This is a genomic window from Bacteroides zhangwenhongii, from assembly GCF_009193325.2.
In the GTDB taxonomy this organism is placed as follows: domain Bacteria; phylum Bacteroidota; class Bacteroidia; order Bacteroidales; family Bacteroidaceae; genus Bacteroides; species Bacteroides zhangwenhongii.
Genome location: NZ_CP059856.1, coordinates 1284991 through 1300256 on the forward strand (window position 1 = coordinate 1284991; position 15266 = coordinate 1300256).

General features: G+C 44.6%; 16 protein-coding genes. 7 read left to right on the top strand and 9 right to left on the bottom strand.

What is annotated here, in order from left to right; all coding sequences use genetic code 11:
* Positions 1-84 precede the first annotated feature (84 nt).
* Complete coding sequence (gene gmd / locus GD630_RS05075) at positions 85-1155, bottom strand: GDP-mannose 4,6-dehydratase (RefSeq protein ID WP_007753935.1); 1071 nt, start codon at positions 1153-1155, stop codon at positions 85-87.
* A gap of 76 nt (positions 1156-1231) precedes the next feature.
* Positions 1232-2416, bottom strand: coding sequence for a dicarboxylate/amino acid:cation symporter (locus GD630_RS05080; RefSeq protein WP_143864589.1), 1185 nt, complete (start codon positions 2414-2416; stop codon positions 1232-1234).
* 110 nt (positions 2417-2526) lie between these two features.
* On the opposite strand from GD630_RS05080, the gene gnd reads away from it, so the two are divergent.
* The 3 genes from gnd to pgl are packed head-to-tail and all read left to right on the top strand — an operon-like array spanning position 2527 to position 6273.
* Complete coding sequence (gene gnd / locus GD630_RS05085; protein ID WP_143864588.1) at positions 2527-4002, top strand: decarboxylating NADP(+)-dependent phosphogluconate dehydrogenase; 1476 nt, start codon at positions 2527-2529, stop codon at positions 4000-4002.
* Positions 4003-4060: 58 nt separating this feature from the next.
* Positions 4061-5557 carry a glucose-6-phosphate dehydrogenase gene (zwf, locus tag GD630_RS05090; protein WP_143864587.1) on the top strand — a complete coding sequence of 499 codons (1497 nt, stop codon included), beginning with the start codon at positions 4061-4063 and terminating at the stop codon, positions 5555-5557.
* A complete protein-coding gene (gene pgl, locus GD630_RS05095) occupies positions 5554-6273 on the top strand; it encodes a 6-phosphogluconolactonase (protein ID WP_182505709.1) in 720 nt (239 codons plus the stop codon). The genes zwf and pgl overlap by 4 nt, the downstream gene beginning before the upstream one ends.
* A 19-nt stretch (positions 6274-6292) precedes the next feature.
* Here pgl and GD630_RS05100 read toward each other — a convergent pair whose 3' ends face one another.
* Positions 6293-6505, bottom strand: a complete 213-nt coding sequence (locus GD630_RS05100) for a hypothetical protein (protein WP_007753948.1) — start codon at positions 6503-6505, stop codon at positions 6293-6295.
* 77 nt (positions 6506-6582) lie between these two features.
* Between GD630_RS05100 and GD630_RS05105 the strand changes: the two genes are divergently transcribed.
* The 3 genes from GD630_RS05105 (at position 6583) to GD630_RS05115 (ending at position 7859) form a co-directional block, all read left to right on the top strand.
* Positions 6583-7056, top strand: coding sequence for an RNA polymerase sigma factor (locus GD630_RS05105; RefSeq protein WP_143864586.1), 474 nt, complete (start codon positions 6583-6585; stop codon positions 7054-7056).
* Between the two features lie 126 nt (positions 7057-7182).
* Positions 7183-7368, top strand: coding sequence for a type II toxin-antitoxin system HicA family toxin (locus GD630_RS05110; protein ID WP_143864585.1), 186 nt, complete (start codon positions 7183-7185; stop codon positions 7366-7368).
* 89 nt (positions 7369-7457) lie between these two features.
* Positions 7458-7859, top strand: coding sequence for a type II toxin-antitoxin system HicB family antitoxin (locus tag GD630_RS05115; RefSeq protein WP_238482967.1), 402 nt, complete (start codon positions 7458-7460; stop codon positions 7857-7859).
* Between the two features lie 444 nt (positions 7860-8303).
* Here the strand turns inward: GD630_RS05115 and GD630_RS05120 are convergent, their stop codons facing one another.
* The 6 genes from GD630_RS05120 to GD630_RS05145 are packed head-to-tail and all read right to left on the bottom strand — an operon-like array spanning position 8304 to position 14803.
* The gene (locus GD630_RS05120; protein ID WP_143864583.1) at positions 8304-9002 is read right to left on the bottom strand and encodes a LytR/AlgR family response regulator transcription factor; all 699 of its coding nucleotides are present in this window, start codon (positions 9000-9002) and stop codon (positions 8304-8306) included.
* 45 nt (positions 9003-9047) lie between these two features.
* A complete protein-coding gene (locus tag GD630_RS05125) occupies positions 9048-10109 on the bottom strand; it encodes a sensor histidine kinase (protein WP_143864582.1) in 1062 nt (353 codons plus the stop codon).
* Positions 10110-10127: 18 nt separating this feature from the next.
* Complete coding sequence (locus GD630_RS05130; protein WP_143864581.1) at positions 10128-11348, bottom strand: ABC transporter permease; 1221 nt, start codon at positions 11346-11348, stop codon at positions 10128-10130.
* A gap of 34 nt (positions 11349-11382) precedes the next feature.
* Positions 11383-12129 carry an ABC transporter ATP-binding protein gene (locus GD630_RS05135; protein WP_007753972.1) on the bottom strand — a complete coding sequence of 249 codons (747 nt, stop codon included), beginning with the start codon at positions 12127-12129 and terminating at the stop codon, positions 11383-11385.
* A gap of 8 nt (positions 12130-12137) precedes the next feature.
* The gene (locus tag GD630_RS05140) at positions 12138-13367 is read right to left on the bottom strand and encodes an efflux RND transporter periplasmic adaptor subunit (protein WP_143864580.1); all 1230 of its coding nucleotides are present in this window, start codon (positions 13365-13367) and stop codon (positions 12138-12140) included.
* Between the two features lie 38 nt (positions 13368-13405).
* On the bottom strand, positions 13406-14803 hold the full coding sequence (locus GD630_RS05145; RefSeq protein WP_182505710.1) for a TolC family protein: 1398 nt from the start codon (positions 14801-14803) through the stop codon (positions 13406-13408).
* 218 nt (positions 14804-15021) lie between these two features.
* Here GD630_RS05145 and GD630_RS05150 point away from each other — a divergent pair, with 218 nt between their 5' ends.
* The gene (locus GD630_RS05150; RefSeq protein ID WP_007759778.1) at positions 15022-15258 is read left to right on the top strand and encodes a DUF4492 domain-containing protein; all 237 of its coding nucleotides are present in this window, start codon (positions 15022-15024) and stop codon (positions 15256-15258) included.
* The last annotated feature ends 8 nt before the right edge of the window (positions 15259-15266 follow it).

Here is a 15266-nt window from a genome sequence, read left to right on the forward strand (position 1 = left end):
TCACCACAGAGGACGCAGAGGACACGGAGGATTTTATATTTTCCTCTGTGCCCTCCGTGTCCTCTGTGGTGAAATGAAATTCATTTAATGTTTGGTAGCAATCATTCGTTTTACTTTCTCCATATCGTGGCGTACCATGATACTTACCAGTTCTTCAAATGAAGTCTTGCGCGGATTCCAGTTCAGCAAAGTCTTAGCTTTTGTGGGGTCACCAAGTAGTTGTTCGACTTCCGACGGGCGGAAATATTTAGGATCTACTTCTACCAAAGCCTTTCCGGTAGCCACGTCAATACCTTTCTCGTTCACGCCTTCACCTTCCCAACGAAGTTCGATACCGGCTTCTTTGAATGCCAATGTCGCAAATTCGCGCACGGTGTGCATCTCGCCGGTAGCAATCACGAAGTCTTCCGGAACGTCATGCTGCAGAATCAGCCACATGCATTCCACGTAATCTTTGGCATATCCCCAGTCGCGGCGTGCATCCAGATTACCCAGATACAGTTTGTCTTGTTCGCCTTGCGCGATACGTGCGGCAGCCAGAGAAATTTTACGGGTAACGAAAGTCTCACCGCGACGTTCGCTCTCGTGGTTGAACAGAATACCGTTTACGGCAAACATACCGTAGCTTTCACGATAATTCTTGGTAATCCAGAAACCATATTGTTTGGCTACCCCATACGGAGAACGGGGATAGAACGGAGTTGTCTCTTTCTGTGGAACTTCCTGCACCTTACCGAACAATTCGGAAGTGGAAGCCTGATAGATGCGGGTTTTCTTTTCCAATCCCAGAATGCGTACAGCTTCGAGCATGCGCAACGTACCGACAGCATCCGCCTCGGCTGTGTATTCCGGAACATCGAATGAAACTTTCACGTGGCTTTGAGCAGCGAGATTGTAGATTTCATCCGGTTGCACCTGTTGAATGATTCGGATTAACGAACTAGAATCTGTCATATCCCCATAATGCAGATTGATCGTACGTTTCTGTTTCATGTCGCGTACCCACTCGTCAAAATACAAATGTTCAATACGTCCGGTATTGAACGAAGAAGAACGACGGAGAATACCGTGCACTTCATAACCTTTTTGCAATAGAAACTCGGCAAGATAAGAACCATCCTGCCCGGTAATGCCTGATATTAGGGCTTTTTTCATACGCTATTATTTAATAAATCAAAAATATGGATGCAAATGTCGGTATTTTTTGTGACCCATGCAAGCCACATTCTATTTATTTTTCAGCATGGTTATTCAGCACAGTTTTTCCCATCATTTTGTCGATAATCAGTGCGATAGCCCCGTCACCGGTCACATTGCAGGCCGTCCCGAAACTATCCATGGCGATGTAAAGAGCAATCATCAATGCCTGTGCCGATTCATCGAAACCCAACATGGATTGCAGGATTCCCAAAGACGCCATGATGGCTCCGCCCGGAACTCCCGGTGCGGCTACCATCGTGATTCCCAGCATGAAGATAAAACCGGCAAAGAGTGGGAAGTCGAACGGCATTCCCTGCATCATCATCAGTGCCAGAGCACAGGCTACGATTTTCAGTGTACTTCCCGACAGATGGATTGTGGCGCACAACGGAATCACAAAACCGGCTATATCCGCCGAAACACCATTCTTTTTCGTCTGTTCCAGTGTCACGGGAATAGTGGCAGCCGATGATTGTGTGCCCAATGCCGTGAAATAGGCAGGCATCATCTTCCCCAATAGTTTGAACGGATTTTTGTGTACAAACAGCGCTGCGACAGAATACTGAAAGACCAGCAGGAAGATATGTAAAATGAAAATGACTCCGATAATCTTGATAAATACCATCAGAATGGAGTACACCTGTCCCGAATGAGTCATATTCAAGAAAATACCGAAGATATAAAGCGGAAGCAAGGGGAGAATTACCGCACTGATCATGCGGACGATGATTGCCTGAAAATCCCGTGCTACGTTTTTCAGAGCATCGCTGTTCAGCGAAGCCAATCCCAATCCTAATGTGAAAGCGAGAACCAAAGCTGTCATTACATTCATCAATGGAGGAATGGAAACGGAGAAATAAGGAAGAATGCCTTTTGCCTCGCTCACTTCCTCAAGCGGCACGCCAGGTTCAATCAATGACGGGAATACCGTGACTCCGGTGAAGTAGGAGAGGAACCCCGAGAACAGGGTGGCGAAATAAGCGATAAGAGCGGTGACGAGCAACATCTTTCCTGCGCCTTTACCGATGTCGGCAATAGCCACAGTGACCAATCCGATGATAATCAACGGAATGGAGAAATTAAGAAATTCACTGAAAATGCCGTTGAATGTTACAAATATCCGGACAAGAGGAGCCGGGAAAAAAGTGCCGATGGCGATACCTAGAATAATAGCGATAATAATGCGGGCTAATAAACCGATTTTGATTTTCTTCATCCTTGTTTCTATATAGTTAGCTGCAAAAATAATATTTTAATCTAAATATAGCGAACAAATGTCTATTTCAATTGTTACTATGGTAAACAATATTACAAAATATACAAGTTATGGCAAATCAGAATAAAACAGATATCGGACTTATAGGCTTGGCTGTAATGGGCGAGAATCTTGCTTTGAACATGGAGAGTAAAGGATGGAATGTATCGGTTTATAACCGTACCGTTCCGGGAGTTGAAGAAGGAGTGGTGGATCGTTTCATGAACGGACGTGCGAAGGGCAAAAACATTGAAGGATTCACAGATATAAAGGACTTTGTAGATTCAATCGCTACTCCCCGTAAAATAATGATGATGGTTCGTGCCGGGAGTCCGGTAGACGAATTGATGGAACAGCTTTTTCCTCTGCTTTCACCCGGAGATATTCTTATCGATGGAGGTAACTCCAATTACGAAGATACCAACCGTCGTGTCAAACTGGCCGAGTCGAAAGGTTTTCTTTTCGTCGGCAGCGGTGTGTCCGGTGGTGAAGAGGGAGCTTTGAACGGAGCGTCTATTATGCCCGGCGGCTCGGAAAAGGCATGGCCGGAAGTGAAGCCTATTCTTCAAAGCATTGCGGCGAAAGCGTCTGACGGCACTCCTTGTTGTCAGTGGGTAGGGCCGGCGGGATCCGGTCACTTTGTAAAGATGATCCATAACGGTATCGAATATGGTGATATGCAGTTGATTGCCGAAGCATATTGGGTGATGAAAAACCTGCTCGACTTGAATAATGAGGAGATGGCGGATGTCTTTTCCCGTTGGAATGAGGGCAAACTCCGCAGTTACCTCATCGAAATTACCGCCAACATCTTGCGTCATAAAGACAAGACCGGAGGTTATCTTATTGATAAGATTTTGGATGCGGCCGGACAGAAAGGAACCGGCAAATGGTCGGTTATCAACGCTATGGAACTCGGAATGCCGTTGGGACTGATTGCTACTGCGGTGTTTGAGCGCAGTCTTTCCGCACAAAAGGAATTACGCCATCAAGCTTCCCACCAATTTCCGCGTCAACATACACAACCTATATATAATAAGGTGGAGCTCGTGAAGGATATCTTCTCTGCCCTTTATGCTTCCAAACTCGTCTCATACGCTCAAGGATTTGCCGTGCTGCAACGTGCTTCCGATACATTCGGCTGGCAGCTCGATCTGGCTTCCATCGCCCGTATGTGGCGTGGCGGATGCATCATCCGCAGTATTTTCCTGAACGATATTGCCGCTGCCTTCGAAGCCACCGACAAGCCCAAACACTTGTTGATGGCTCCTTATTTCAGGGAAGAAATGAAGGCGTCACTCTCCGGATGGAAGAGCCTTGTAGCCGAAGCCATGAAAGAAGAACTTCCTGTTCCCGCTTTCTCTTCTGCCTTGAATTACTTCTATTCGCTTACTTCTGCCGATCTGCCCGCTAATATGCTGCAGGCACAGCGCGATTATTTCGGTGCGCACACCTTTGAGCGTAAAGACGAATTGCGCGGACAGTTCTTCCACGAAAATTGGACAGGACATGGCGGTGACACGAAATCGGGCACATATAATGTGTAAGTAGGATGTCTTTCGGGGTAATAAGAATATTTTATAAATTAAGAAATAAAAAGCGACAATGGATAAATTCGCAATGATAATTTTTGGCGCCTCAGGCGACCTTACCAAACGTAAGTTGATGCCTGCCCTTTACTCGCTCTTCCGTGAAAAACGGTTGACAGGTGATTTTCATATACTGGGTATCGGACGTACGATTTATTCTGATGAGGATTATCGCTCGTATATATCAGGTGAACTTCGGACTTTCGTGAAATCCGAAGAACAGGATGCGGCACTGATGGAGGCTTTCATCTCGCATCTGTATTACTTGCCCATGGATCCGGCAAAGGAAGAAGGATATGCCATGCTCCGCCAACGTCTGGTGGAGTTGACCAATGAGGTGGATCCGGATAATCTGCTGTTCTACCTTGCCACTCCGCCTTCACTTTACGGTGTTGTTCCCTTGCATCTGAAAGCTGCAGGACTGAATACTCCCCATTCGCGTATCATCGTTGAAAAACCTTTCGGTTACGACCTCGAATCGGCACGTGAATTGAATAAAATTTATGCTTCTGTTTTCGAAGAACATCAGATTTACCGTATTGATCATTTTCTCGGTAAAGAGACAGCGCAAAATGTGTTGGCTTTCCGTTTTGCCAATGGTATTTTCGAGCCTCTCTGGAACAGGAATTATATCGACTACGTAGAAATTACCGCTGTAGAGAATCTGGGAATCGAGCAACGTGGCGGATTCTACGAAACGGCGGGAGCTTTGCGGGATATGGTACAGAATCATCTGATTCAGCTTGTAGCTCTTACTGCTATGGAACCTCCTGCTATCTTCAATGCGGATAACTTCCGTAATGAGGTGGTGAAAGTATATGAGTCTCTGACACCGCTGAATGAAGAAGATTTGAATGAGCATATTGTGCGCGGGCAATATACCTCCTCCGGTACTAAAAAAGGATATCGTGAAGAGAAAGGGGTAGCTCCCGACTCGCGTACGGAAACATACATTGCCATGAAGCTTGGTATCAGTAACTGGCGTTGGAGCGGCGTCCCGTTTTATATCCGTACCGGCAAGCAAATGCCGACTAAAGTGACGGAAATCGTGGTTCATTTCCGCGAGACACCTCATCAGATGTTCCGTTGTTCAGGTGGCAATTGTCCACGTGCGAATAAATTGATTCTTCGTTTGCAACCGAATGAAGGAATTGTGCTCAAGATAGGCATGAAAGTGCCTGGTGCGGGCTTCGAAGTCCGTCAGGTGACAATGGATTTCAGTTATGCCCAGTTGGGTGGAGTGCCGAGTGGTGACGCTTACGCACGTCTGATAGACGATTGCATTCAGGGCGATCCGACTTTATTCACCCGGAGTGACGCCGTGGAGGCTTCATGGACATTCTTCGATCCGGTACTTCGCTATTGGAAAGAGAATCCCGACGCACCGCTTTACGGTTATCCGGTCGGTACGTGGGGACCTTTGGAAAGTGAAGCGATGATGCATGAGCACGGGGCTGACTGGACCAATCCTTGTAAGAATTTGACGAATACAGACCAATATTGTGAATTATGAAAGTAACTGTTTTTCCCTCGTCCATTGAAACTTCACGTGGACTGATACTCCGTCTGGTGGAAATCATGAATAATGAACCGGACAGAATATTCAATATCGCAGTTAGCGGCGGCAGTACTCCTGCTCTAATGTTCGATTTGTGGGCGAACGAATATATGGAAATTACCCCCTGGGAGCGTATGTGTATTTATTGGGTAGACGAACGTTGTGTCCCCCCCGATGATTCGGACAGCAATTACGGAATGATGCGTAATCTACTTTTAGGAATGGCTCCCATTCCTTATGAGAATGTTTTTCGTATTCGTGGTGAAGTCAAACCGGTGAAAGAAGCGGCCCGTTATTCGGAATTGGTCAAGCAACAAGTACCGTCCAAGCAGGGATGGCCAGAGTTTGATATTATACTGTTGGGTGCAGGAGACGATGGTCATACTTCCTCCATTTTCCCCGGACAAGAAGAGTTGTTGACTTCCGCTTCTGTTTATGTAGTCAGTGTTAATCCCCGTAACGGGCAGAAGCGCATCGCAATGACCGGTTATCCGATATTGAATGCCCGTCACGTTATTTTCCTGATAACCGGAAAGGGTAAAGCTGATGTGGTAGAAGAAATCTGTAAGTCGGGAGATGTAGGGCCCGCAGCCTATGTAGCTCATCATGCGCAGAATGTGGAACTGTTTATGGATGAAGGAGCTGCGCTATACATTGGCGACCGTAAATAATAAAGAGTTCGGAGGAGAGTTACACTTTTGTAATCTCCTCCACGATGTATTTATCTTCTACTTTTTTACAAGTACATACAAAGTACTCCGGGTGCTTCAAGGCTCCTTGCAAAGTATCAGGAAGAATGATCTCTTTGGTTCGCCTGTCTACTGCTACCATTGCATACAAGATACCTTCACTTTTACACTTCTCAATAAGTGCACTTTTTAATTCCTCTACGTTAAATTCCATTTATGTGAGATTTTATTGTTGCAAAGTTATGGAAATTATGAATATTTTGTGCAATAAGTAATTCCCTTTTAGAATCCATGAGTTTTGAGCAGGCTTTATTAGAGATATATCCTTGGATATTCCGTGTTGCGAGAAGATTTTGCTCCTCTGTACAGGACGCTGAAGATTTAGCGGGTGATACAGTGTATAAGATACTTCAGAACCAAGATAAGTTTGATTGTTCTAAACCTATGAAACCTTGGTGTATTGCCGTTATGCAGAATACCTACATCACTCGTTATAATCGTAATTCTCTTATTCATTTCACTGGGTATGATTCTGTAAAGGAAAATGTAACACTTGATTGTACTTACGAATCTGTATTGTTTAATGATCTATTATTGACGATTGGCAGATGTGCGCAGAAGACGTGTTGTATTGACAGTGTGATGTACTATGCAGAAGGATATTCTTATGAAGAAATAAGCGAAATATTAAATATACCGGTTGGAACTGTAAGAAGCCGTATTTCTTCCGGCCGGAAGTTTCTGCTTCACGAAATTGGATATTAATGATCGATTAAAAGTGTATGGAAATAACTTTTTTCATAAATATAGCAAAATAGTTATGTTGTTATTTGGTGGTTTATAGCAAAAACGCTATATTTGTGTCGTCTTAAATAAACGGTCTTTTAAATTATGAAGTACAATCAGTTTTTTGCGGAACTTACCGCAGCAGGTTGTTACATTCTTAGGCATGGGGCTAATCATGATATTTGGTACAGCCCTAAGACAGGAAACAAATTTGCCCTGTCAAGGCACGGCAAACAAGAAGTACCTACCGGAATGGAACGTAAAGCAAGAAAGGTTCTTTTGGGGGAGTAATCCCCCAACCTTTTGCGCTTCATAGTTAGAGGCTGTTATTGTTGAGGCAATGGGGTACGGTAATAGTGCCGTACTCCTATTTTAATGAAATGGATATGAAAGTAACTGTGATCATGGAAAAAGCGAGCGATGGGTATTACTCATGCTTTGTCGAGGAAGATTTGCCCGACTTCGGGCTGGCTGGCTATGGAGATACGGCAGAAGCCGCCAAAGAGGATATGATGAAAGCGTATGAGGAAATAAAGGAGATGCAGGTAGAAGAAGGCAAGGAAGTGCCGGAATTGGAATTTACCTACAAATATGATATGCAATCCTTTTTCAACTATTTCTCATTTCTGAATGTTACTAAGGTTGCAGAGTTGGCGGGTATCAATGCTTCATTGATGCGACAATATACTTCCGGGGTTACAGTAGCCGGACAAAAACAATATGATAAGATACGGGTAGCAATAGAACGTATATCGAAAGAGCTGTCTGTTGCTACTTTTTAAAGATAGTGTACCGCTGTGAAGCGAGACCGTTTTAAGACAAAGACAGGCTCCGTTCCTTATCTGGGTTCGGAGCTTTTTTATGAAGGTATTAATCTGCAAAATTGAGAATACAGAAAGTCCTAATTATTATACTGAAAAACAAATAGTTATATTACATTTTAACAAAGTGCGATTTTCAAGAATTTAGCCAATTGGAAAACTGGTTGGCTTTTTCTATATAAAACAAGGATTTTATAAGTTATTGATTAGCAATAAAAAGTGCTTCCTTGTTCGTCCGCCGACGAGGAAGCACTTCAACACAAAAACTAAACTAGACTTAACTAAACTATTCTATTCTCGGAATTTCACAATCCCTTTCTGTTCGTTGCAAAGGTAGGGATAAAACAGGTTTTGGCAAACTATAATCGACAAAAATCTCGTTTTTACCGATAAAATAGGGAATCATCAACTCCTTTCATCAAGGAATGCTTGGAAAACCTGTTTGTAACTGTCGCTGATGGGGATGTATGTTTTGTCAAAAACAATGCGTCCACGATCTATTACACGTATCTTGTCCTTTTGAACGATGAAAGAGCGATGCACACGTATAAAACGACTGGAAGGCAAAAGTTCTTCCATCGCTTTCATACTCATAAGGGACAGTATTGGCTTGGGAGCGTCTTCCGTATAGATTTTAATGTAATCTTTTAATCCTTCGATATACATGATTTTCTTTAATTCCACTTGTACCAATTTGTAGTCACTTTTTACAAAAATACTGTCTATCTCCTCCGGTTTCTGAACCAGTTCGAACCATTGAAGCGCTTTGTTGGCTGCCTGTAGAAAATCAACGTATGAAATCGGCTTTAATAGATAGTCAAGTGCGTTGACACGATAGCCATCGATGGCATACTGTCCAAAGGCGGTAGTGAATACGATACGGGTACGGGAATCCACCATTTTTGAGAATTCCAGTCCGTTAAGTTCGGGCATTTGGATATCCAGAAACAAGAGGTCAACTTCCTCGCCAGGCAGTTCTTTCATTGCCTGAACAGCGCTGGAGTATTTTCCTACGAGTTGTAGAAACGGGGTTTTGTTTGCATAACTTTCCAAAAGGCCGAGAGCCAAAGGCTCATCATCTACGATTGCACAACGTAATACCATACTACTATTCTATTAATATAAAATTCTATACTTAACGTTTTCTCTCTACTCTTTGATCTTAATGCTCAATTTTGATTCGTAACACTTCCCGTCCCGTGAAGTGCCTTTCGACCAAGTGTAAGCCCCCGGATAAAGTATCTCCAGCCGTCGGCTGACTTGTTCTAACCCCACGCCCGAACCACTTTTATCCCACACTTCCTTGGGGAAATTACTATTGCGGATTTCGCAGATCACTTCTTGATCGTTCTCGGAAATATGAATGTGGATGAAACTAGCTTCGGTAGGGGAGATACCGTGCTTGAAGGCATTTTCTATCAATGAAATAAAGATTAGCGGGGCGATCAGTGTCTGGCTGTTTGGGTGAATATCGAATTGAGTACTCATCTGTACATTAGCCGACAGGCGGATACGCATCAGTTCGATATAGTTACGGATGAAATCAACCTCTTTACAGAGCGGGACATACGTCTGCTGATTGTCATATAATACGTATCGAAGCAATTTGCTCAGTTCCTGCACGGCTTGTTGGGCTTTGTCCGAATCGAATGCGATTAAAGCATAAATATTATTCAAAGTATTCAACAAAAAGTGAGGGTTCAACTGATTGCGCAGATTTTTCAGTTCGGCTTCCGTGCGATTCCGTTCCGCTTCCTTGCGGGCAGCCTCATTTTGCGTCCATCGTGCGCTCATACGGATAGCGGCACTCAATCCGATAGTGAAAACAAGGCTTAGCATATCTCGCAGGAAAAACAACCATCCCGGAGGCATACCCGGACGTCTGGGCTTGTTTTCAAATGACGGATCGAATGTCAGACTTTGCCAGAGATGAAGCAGTATCCCGATGATACACAACAAGATAATGTTGTAGACAATATATCTTTTTGATTGATTCTGAAAAAGATATCGGGGGACCAGAAAGAAGTAATTGACGTAGAACACAATCATAAAAGAAAGCGGTACGGCAAAATGGCGTATATAAGCCATCCAGTTAATGTTCCCGTTTCCGCGTTCTACGAAAAAGAACGGGAAACCGAACATAATCCCCCAGCTGATAATGTGTATCAGTATCTCCAGGGGACGACGTGCGGATGTAAAGGTTTGTTTCATAAAGACAAAGATAGCTCTTTATTCGTATCTGATAGCTTCAATCGGGTCTAAATCTGCTGCTTTTTTGGCAGGATACCATCCAAAGAAGACTCCGGTGACGGTACAGACGGCAAAAGAGAGGAATACGCTCCACGGCTGGATGTAGATAGGCCAATGCGCCACACTTTTGACTATCCAACTGGCTCCGCAGCCGATGACCACTCCGATGATTCCTCCTGTGATACTGATCATGATGGCTTCGATAAGGAATTGGCTCAGAATGTCGATTCCTCGTGCGCCGACCGACATTCGCAGACCGATTTCACGGGTTCGTTCCGTGACGGATACATACATGATATTCATAATTCCGATACCGCCTACAACCAATGAGATGCCGGCAATACAAGCAAGCAGGGTGGTCATTAAATCGGTGGTAGAGTTGAGCATTGTACTCAATTCCTGTTGTGTACGAATGGTGAAATCATCATCGTCAGAGGTCTTCAACTTATGATTGCGGCGGAGAATCGTGCTGATTTCATCCGTAGCGTATTCTGTCATATCTTCGGTGAGGGCGGAGGCGAAGATACCTTGCAGATAGGTAACGGCAAGCAGACGTTTCATCACCGTTGTGTAGGGAGCAAGTACTACTGCATCCTGATCCTGTCCCATAGAATTGTATCCTTTTGACTTGAGCACACCTACCACTCGGAAAGGGATCTTGCTAAAACGGATAATTTTTCCCACCGGATCGCTTCCGTCGGGAAAAAGATTGTCTACTATTGTCTTTCCTATCACGCATACTTTTGCCGAGCTTTGTATATCGGCTTCCGTGAACATCTCACCGTTCTCCACCGTTAATTGGCGGATATCGAGATATTCCGTTCCAACCCCGTTCACGGAGGCAGGATAGTTGTTGTTGCCGGCAATAAGCTGCCCCGATGAAGAGACATTGGGACTGATGGCTGACAGGAAATTGGTCTCGTCACGCAAAGCCTCGTAGTCGGTGAGCTTTAACGTTTGTATGGCAGACGGATCTTGGCGCACACCTCCACGCATATCGGCTCCGGGATGAATCATAATCATGTTCGATCCCATTTCGGAAATCTGTTGCTGGATACTTTTCTTCGAACCTTGTCCGATGGCAAGCATCGTGATGACGGAAGCGACACCGATGATAATACCGAGCATGGTGAGAAATGCACGCAACTTGTTGTTTGCCAATGCGCGGAGAGCTATCTTGAATAAATTGGTTCCATTCATGTTGTTAGTAATTAGTTATTTCGTTAAACGCGGTCTATCCTTCTTCGTCATTTTTTGGTAATGCAGCCAATGCCTCGGCGGCGGATAGTATTTCCGGATTAGCGGTATCCTCTATGACATGACCGTCGCGCAGGCGGATATTCCGGCTGCTATATTGCGCAATCTCCGGATTATGCGTTACGAAGATGATGGTGCGTCCTTCCGCATGAAGCTTTTGAAAGAGGACAAGTATCTCAAATGAGGTACGGGTGTCGAGGTTTCCGGTTGCTTCATCGGCAAGAATCACAGCCGGATTGTTGACCAATGCGCGTGCAATGGCCACCCGCTGCATTTGTCCACCGGACATCTGGTTTGATTTGTGTTCCAGACGGTCACCTAATCCTACGGCCTGCAGAGATTCGATGGCACGGCGACGGCGTTCGGCGGCACTGACGGAAGAGTTGTACATAAGTGGCAGTTCTACGTTTTCTACAGCCGTTGTTTTGGGCAACAAGTTATAGTTTTGGAACACGAATCCGATTTTCCTGTTCCGCAAGACCGCACGTTGAGGCTTGCTCATAGTGCGGACGGGTATGTCGCTGAGCAGATATTCACCGCTCGTCGGAGTATCCAGACAACCCAGAATATTCAGTAACGTAGATTTTCCCGAACCGGAAGTACCCATGATAGTGACAAACTCCCCTTCGTGAATGGTGAACGAAACACCTCGTAACGCATGGACGGTTTCGTCACCTACCTGAAAGTTACGCTTGATATTTTGTATTTCAATTACTTTCTTCATGGTGTTTGTCACTTGTTGTTTTTCTTCTTACTTCCCGGAGGGCCAGGCATGAACGGGCTTCTTTCTCCTCCGCTCTGTTGGTTGGGTCCGGCTTCCATATTTTCGCCCGGCATGGCACCGATAGTAGCTTCCGTCACAATTTTAGTGCCTTCGGAGATACCACTGATAATTTCCGTCGACATACCGTTACTGATTCCTATCTCTACCGGATGGGCAGTGAATGTATTTCCTTCGCGTGTCCAAAGTTTATGTTCACCTTCACAGTCATTTACGATGTCATTAGCACCGATTAAGGGTTTTTCGGGTACGAAACGCAATGCTTTGTTCGGTACGGAAAGTACGTCTTTTTTGTCAAGGATATAGATGGTGACATTGGCCGTCAGACGTGGTTTCAGTTTCAAATCGGGATTGGGAGCGGAGATTACCACTTCATAAGTAACCACCGTGCTACTGCTGGTACTTGTACTGCTGGTACTGCTTGCATCGCCCAAACGAATCTGAGTCACAACGCCCTCAAAGGTATCATTAGGATATGCGTCCACCGTAAAACTGGCACGCTGTCCTTCTTCTACGCCACCTATATCGGCTTCATCCACATCGGCCACTACCTGCATTTGCGTCAAGTCCGCAGCGATAGTGAACAGGGTAGGTGTCTCGAATCCGGAAGCGACAGTCTGTCCGGCTTCCACATCACGGCTGATAACAACTCCGTCGATAGGCGAAGTGATGGTAGCGTATGATAAGTTACGCTCTGCCTTTGCGAGAGAAGCCTTACTGCTGTCATAGCTGCTCTTAGCCTTCTGATAGTTGTAGAGGGCTTGTTCGAAATCCGTGTCGCTGATGAGTGATTTTTCGTGCAAGCCTTTGCTACGTTCATAGTTTTTCTTCTGATATTCATATTCGGCTTTCGCACCGTCGTATGTCGCTTGTTGTGAAGCCAATTCACTTTGCAGTGTGACGCGGTCCATTTCGGCAATCAATTGTCCTTTGGTGACTGTCGAGTTATAATCTACATAAATCTTGTCGATGATACCCGATACCTGTGTACCGACTTCGACTTCCGTCACCGGCTCTATCGTTCCGGTAGCAGTTACCGAATTTGAAATATCGCCTTTGCTGACAGCGACGGTAGCATACGTGACTTTATGCTTGGCGGGTGAACCGGTGAAGAACCAGATTCCTATACCTACTACCACAATGACTGCCACGGCGATTAGGATAATCTTTTTCGTTTTCATTCGTTTATGATGCTTTTAATTAATATACGTTTGTTGATTTATAATGTCAATTTGTCTCCTTGATAGAATTTCAGTAACTGTGTGTTCAGTATGGCCATATATTTAGCCTGAAGTTGCTCTTGTTGAGCTTGTAGCAGGTTATTCTTTTCGGTGAGGAGTTCCACTGTATTTTTCATACCCAGATTGAACTGTTCGCTGATCAGGTCATAGCTGATCTGCGTACTTCTCAGCTTTTCGTTGGCTGCCGCATAACGTTGTTGTGCGCTGTTTGCGTCCAACCAAAGACTTTCGATGGTCTTATAGAGGGCTTTTTGTTCGTCAAGTAAGGAAAGCATATTCGTTTCGCGTTGCAGTCTAGCTTTTTGTACAGCACTTTTCGTCTGGCGGTTATTAAAGATAGGTACACTGACAGACAATCCGATAGAATTACTCCATCCGTTTTTCACTTGTTCGCCGAAAGTGAAATCGCTTCCACTTGTATGGTTTGTGCCGATGCCTGCGCTGAGGCTGATAGTGGGGAAGTAACTCGATTTGGCAATATCAATGCCTAGTTCGGAAGCCTCTACATTCAACTTACTTGCCTCGATTTCGGGACGGATGGCAAGGGCGCTTACATAGACATCCTTTTTGGCAGGTAACGGAGCCAGTACGTTTTCATCGGACAGGTTAGGGAGGTAGACGTTCATTTCATTCTCTCCGTCTAGTTCGAGCAATTGTTTCAGTTGCAATTTGTAATCTTGTAAGGTGGCTTGCGCTGTGACAAGTTGATAACGGTCTGTGCTTACCTGAGCCTCTAACTGTGCGAAGTCACTTTTGGCAATACTTCCGGCATTGAGAAGTTCCTGTCCGCGATCACGTTGGGCAATGGAGACTTGCAGTGTGTTTTCATTCACCCTGACGGATTCGGCGGCATAAAGAATCTGGATATAAATTTGTGCAATCGACTCTTTAATCGTATTCTCCGAAGTAGCTATATCCAATTCGGCTACCTGGTTGTTCAGCCGTTCCTGTTTGAGAGTTTTGAGTCGCTTACTGCCGTTGTATATGGTCCACGAGGCATTCAGGCCATAGTTGCCGTTGTAACTTGTTTTACTGTTGCTGCTGATGATTTCGCTGCCACTCACCCGGCTGCTCGTCTCCTGATAGGGGCGATTCACTACTTGCTGGCTGGTAGAGAACGAAAGGCTGGGAAATAAAGCCGCTTTGGCAGTCTTTACGTCAATCTGTGTGCTTTCCGCAGTCACACGGTTCTTGCGAATCGTAATATTCTGTTCCAAAGCATAGTCGATGCAAGATTGCAAATCCCATTGAGCGGGGAGTCTGGCTTCATTTAACGTATCGGCTTGCAACGAAAAATCTTGTGCAGATATGTCGGAAAGCATACCTGCACCAAGAAATGTCATCACTGCCAATCTTCTTACATTTATCATATTCATACTTCTATTGATTTATTGGTAACGAAGGTACGTACATATTATATTAGCGGCAAAAGTGATAGACGGATCATTGAATTTTACCGTTAAATGATTTTTTTCTGTCGATAGGGAGATTAGCCGGGAAAAACACAATAAATCTCGCAACAATTCGGGGGATTTGTTTGTTTTTATTATAAATATTGTATATTTGTACTCATTACAAATTCTAACGACGATATATGAAGAATGCACTGCTTGCCGTTTGGAACTTTTATTTGGAAGGTTTCCGCAGTATGACACTTGGTCGTACATTGTGGGTTATTATCCTTTTGAAATTATTCGTCATGTTCTTTATCCTCAAATTATTCTTTTTCCCGAATTTTCTTGGTGATCACCCTACGGAGGCTGAAAAAGGAGCGTATGTGGGCAATGAACTGATAGAACGTGCCCTTCCGGAGAAACCGATTGATTTTTAACTCTTAAA